Source organism: Actinoplanes sp. NPDC051851, from assembly GCF_040681165.1.
Taxonomy (GTDB): domain Bacteria; phylum Actinomycetota; class Actinomycetes; order Mycobacteriales; family Micromonosporaceae; genus Actinoplanes.
In genome coordinates this window covers 1-4,773 of sequence record NZ_JBFAYF010000144.1, presented here as the reverse complement: position 1 = coordinate 4,773, position 4,773 = coordinate 1, and the positions used below count along the sequence as shown (strand labels likewise).

The 4,773-nt window shown below is 70.5% G+C and carries 1 protein-coding gene and 1 CRISPR repeat array; the gene reads left to right on the top strand.

The genetic code is table 11. From position 1 onward, the window contains the following. Window positions 1-63: 63 nt before the first annotated feature. Window positions 64-4,379: direct repeats of the CRISPR family, unit length 37 nt; unit sequence GTTGAGATCCTCGCCGACGGCGGTCCGTCGGCGCTGG. Between the two features lie 132 nt (window positions 4,380-4,511). Further along, window positions 4,512-4,773: hypothetical protein (locus tag AB0M08_RS47165; protein ID WP_364508826.1), on the top strand; the 262-nt coding region annotated here is incomplete at its 3' end.

Here is a 4,773-nt window from a genome sequence, read left to right as displayed (position 1 = left end):
CTCGCCGACGGCGGCTCGTCGGCGCTGGACCAGCGCGGTGTCGTCGTCGCTCTTGCCGCCGTCGTTGAGATCCTCGCCGACGGCAGTCCGTCGGCGGTGGCGGCTCGCGGTCCGGGCACACCCCACTGCTGCTGGCGTTGAGATCCTCGCCGACGGCGGTCCGTCGACGCTGGACGGCAAGACCGGCCCAATCAAACTGCCGGTCACCCCCGTTGAGATCCTCGCCGACGACGGTCCGTCGGCGCTGGTGACGGTGACGGCGCTGTCCGAGGCGCTGCACATGTTGAGATCCTCGCCGACGGCGGACCGCCGGCGCTGGCCAGTCGTGCTCGACGACCGGCTCGTCCGGCTCGGCGTTGAGATCCTCGCCGACGGCGGACCGCCGGCGCTGGGCCGGACGCAAGCGGGTGTCCGGCTCCCGCACGCTGTTGTGATCCTCGCCGACGGCGGACCGCTGGCGCTGGATCCAGTGGCTGCTGGACCACGCTGATCTGTACCCCAAGGTTGAGATCCTCGCCGACGGCGGACCGCTGGCGCTGACAGAAGAAGTGATCGGTCAGCCGGGCAGGCTCACGTTGAGATCCTCGCCGACGGCGGACCACTGGCGCTGGGGTGACCCGGCGGGTGGCCGGGGCGGTGAGGCAGACGTTGAGATCCTCGCCGACGGCGGACCGCTGGCGCTGGTCCGCGACCGGCTGGGAGACGCTGCCGCTCAAGTTGAGATCCTCGCCGACGGCGGACCGCTGGCGCTGGCTGGTCGTGGAACAGGTCGCTGGTCGAGTTGATGTTGAGATCCTCGCCGACGGCGGACCGCTGGCGCTGGGGGAAGGCGAAGGCAGCAGCCGCCGCCAGGTCTACACCGTTGAGATCCTCGCCGACGACGGACCGCCGACGCTGGTCATCACGAGACAACACCGTGGTCTCTCCCGGACGGTTGAGATCCTCGCCGACGACGGACCGCCAGCGCTGGGCGAGAGGGCGTGAAGTGATGTCGGGTGCCGGAGCGTTGAGATCCTCGCCGACAGCGGACCGCCAGCGCTGGGTGGAAGGAGAGGCACGCGGCGAGCAGGCTGGTGATGTTGAGATCCTCGCCGACGGCGGACCGCCAACGCTGGTTCGGGTTCGCGCCGACGACCATCGTGCCTTCGTACGTGTTGAGATCCTCGCCGACGGCGGACCGCCGGCGCTGGGCGCGCAGGCTCACTTCTTACCTCCAGGGGTCTGCCGGTTGAGATCCTCGCCGACGGCGGTCCGTCGGCGCTGGCCGAGCCGGACACGTCCGGTCACGAAGCGAAACTGTTGAGATCCTCGCCGACGGCAATCCGTCGGCGCTGGTGCATGACCCCGCCCGCCGTGAGGTCTCCGCCCTTGATGTTGAGATCCTCACTGACGGCGGTCCGTCGGCGCTGGGATGACGCCGTGGGCACTGTCCGAGGCGCTGCACATGTTGAGATCCTCGCCGACGGCGGACCGTCGGCGCTGGTGTCCGCCGCCGGCGCCGGCGGCGTGCAGCCGATGTTGAGATCCTCGCCAACGGCGGACCGTCGGCGCTGGGAGGCCGGGGAGGCCGGCCGCGGCGTCTGGAAGATGTTGAGATCCTCGCCGACGGCGGTCCGTCGGCGCTGGGGCGTGGCTGCTGATCACCCGGGGCGGTGCGGCGTGTTGAGATCCTCGCCGACGACGGACCGTCGGCGCTGGGGTGAAGGGCGAGGCGGCAGCGGATCCGGCGTACGGGTTGAGATCCTCGCCGACGGCGGTCCGTCGGCGCTGGACACCAGCGGTCGTGGTCAGCGCGGCCGTAGCCGCGGAGTTGAGATCCTCGCCGACGGCGGTCCGTCGGCGCTGGCGGTCGTACTCGCCGTCGTCGCTCATCTTGTGCAGGAAGTTGAGATCCTCGCCGACGGCGGTCCGTCGGCGCTGGAAGTGCTCACCACCGTCTTTGTACGACCGCAGCCCCCAGTTGAGATCCTCGCCGACGGCGGTCCGTCGGCGCTGGCTGCGACATGGTCGGGGTGTCCTCGGCCCAGTTCGGGTTGAGATCCTCGCCGACGGCGGTCCGTCGGCGCTGGCTACGAGCTCGCCAGGTTCGCCCGCTACGCCGTCCCGTTGAGATCCTCGCCGACGGCGGTCCGTCGGCGCTGGCCGCGGTGACGCCGGCCCGGTGCGCCTGTTCGGCACAGTTGAGATCCTCGCCGACGGCGGTCCGTCGGCGCTGGATCTTCGCGAACAGGCCTTCGAGTTCCTCGGCGGTGTTGAGATCCTCGCCGACGGCGGTCCGTCGGCGCTGGAAGTGCTCACCACCGTCTTTGTACGACCGCAGCCCCCAGTTGAGATCCTCGCCGACGGCGGTCCGTCGGCGCTGGCTACGAGCTCGCCAGGTTCGCCCGCTACGCCGTCCCGTTGAGATCTTCGCCGACGGCGGTCCGTCGGCGCTGGCCGAGCAGTTCGGCCGCCCAGTCGCGGGCGTACCGGCGGTTGAGATCCTCGCCGACGGCGGTCCGTCGGCGCTGGTCGGCCGCGACCCGCTCGACTCGCTGACCTTCGAACGTTGAGATCCTCGCCGACGGCGGTCCGTCGGCGCTGGTTCGCCGGCACCGGCGCAAACCCGGAGGCCTGGCAGTTGAGATCCTCGCCGACGGCGGTCCGTCGGCGCTGGTGGCGTCGGGGGCGATGCGGCTGCACGTGCCGAAGACGTTGAGATCCTCGCCGACGGCGGTCCGTCGGCGCTGGCCGCTGGGGACGGCCGGCTATCTCGCGGTGATCGACGTTGAGATCCTCGCCGACGGCGGTCCGTCGGCGCTGGTCGGTATCGGCCGACCGCGGCGCGGCAAGTCCACGAACGTGTTGAGATCCTCGCCGACGGCGGTCCGTCGGCGCTGGCCGGGTCTCCGCAGTCAGCCGCAGCACCAACTGGGGTTGAGATCCTCGCCGACGGCGGTCCGTCGGCGCTGGTTCGTCGTCGGCCAGCTCGATGCTCGCGCCGGTGTTGAGATCCTCGCCGACGGCGGTCCGTCGGCGCTGGAGGCAGGATCAGCCCGAGGACCGTGTTGCACGCCTCCACGGTTGAGATCCTCGCCGACGGCGGTCCGTCGGCGCTGGTGCGCACCCGTACGGGGCTGATCACCCACTGGCAGATGTTGAGATCCTCGCCGACGGCGGTCCGTCGGCGCTGGTCGCGCGCTGTGGTGCGGGTACCCGGGTGGGCGTGTTGAGATCCTCGCCGACGGCGGTCCGTCGGCGCTGGGGACTGGCCGAGGTTGGCCAGGATCCGGTCGATCTCGTTGAGATCCTCGCCGACGGCGGTCCGTCGGCGCTGGATCATCCCGTACTTACGGGTGCCCGTAACTCCGGCTGGTTGAGATCCTCGCCGACGGCGGTCCGTCGGCGCTGGCCGATCTGCACGGTGCTGGTGTGGTCGGCCCTGGAGTCGTTGAGATCCTCGCCGACGGCGGTCCGTCGGCGCTGGCGATGACCAGGTCGCCCACATCGCCGCGAAGATGGGCGTGTTGAGATCCTCGCCGACGGCGGTCCGTCGGCGCTGGTTGTGGCACTGCATGCGCACCGACCACCCGATCCTGTTGAGATCCTCGCCGACGGCGGTCCGTCGGCGCTGGCGCGGGGGTCTCCCGTGGTCTTGGGCCAGAGCGCGTAGTTGAGATCCTCGCCGACGGCGGTTCATCGGCGCTGGGGTCCGCCCGCAGGGTCACGTTGCAGCCGGCCGAGCCGTTGAGATCCTCGCCGACGGCGGTCCGTCGGCGCTGGAGGCCGTAGCCACCGCCAGGCTGCGGCGGATCACGATGTTGAGATCCTCGCCGACGGCGGTCCGTCGGCGCTGGCCTGGCCCTTGACCCACCAGCCGACCTGCCCCTCCGGGTTGAGATCCTCGCCGACGGCGGTCCGTCGGCGCTGGGCACACCCGGTTCGGCCGCAACATCCCGATGCCCGTCAAGTTGAGATCCTCGCCGACAGCGGACCGCCGGCGCTGGCGCGACATCTCCGAAGATGTCCGGCAGACCCACCCGGTGTTGAGATCCTCGCCGACGGCGGAGCGCTGGCGCTGGCGCTGGCGCTGGCGCTGGTAGAACTGTGCCTCCGTCGTGTCCTGGTCGTCAAAAGGGTTGAGATCCTCGCCAGCGGCGGACCGCCGGCGCTGACGGCCCGTCCGCGGTGGTGTCGCAGCACTCGTCCGCGTTGAGATCCTCGCCGACGACAGACCGCCGACGCTGGCAGGTAGACGTTGTTCCACCAGTCCCGAAAGTTCTGGATGTTGAGATCCTCGTCGACGGCGGACCGCCGGCGCTGGCAGCGAGCAGCGGACGCGGGCGGCCTTGCCTGTGGAGGAGTTGAGATCCTCGCCGACAACGGCCGGCACTGCTCGTTAATCCCGTCGGATCCTCGCCGAGAGCGAACCGTTAGCACTGGAACCGGTCGTACCAGTCCTGCTCCTCGAAATAACCCTGATTGAGATCCTCGCCGACCCGGACCGCTGGCGCTGGCCGGTGTGCAGGACGGTGACCGACTTCTGCACGCTGTTGAGATCCTCGCCGACGGCGGTCCGTCGGCGCTGGCTCGGCGGCCCCGGCCACCTGCGCGACACCAAGAGCGTTGAGATACTGGCCGACGGCGGACCGCCAGCGCTGGCCACGATCGGCGCCTTCTGCCCGACGACGGTCGCGTGGTTGAGATCCTCGCCGACGACGGACCGCCGACGCTGGGCGCGGGCACTGGCGACAGTACTGGTACCCGTCCCTGTGGAGATCGTCGCCGACGGCG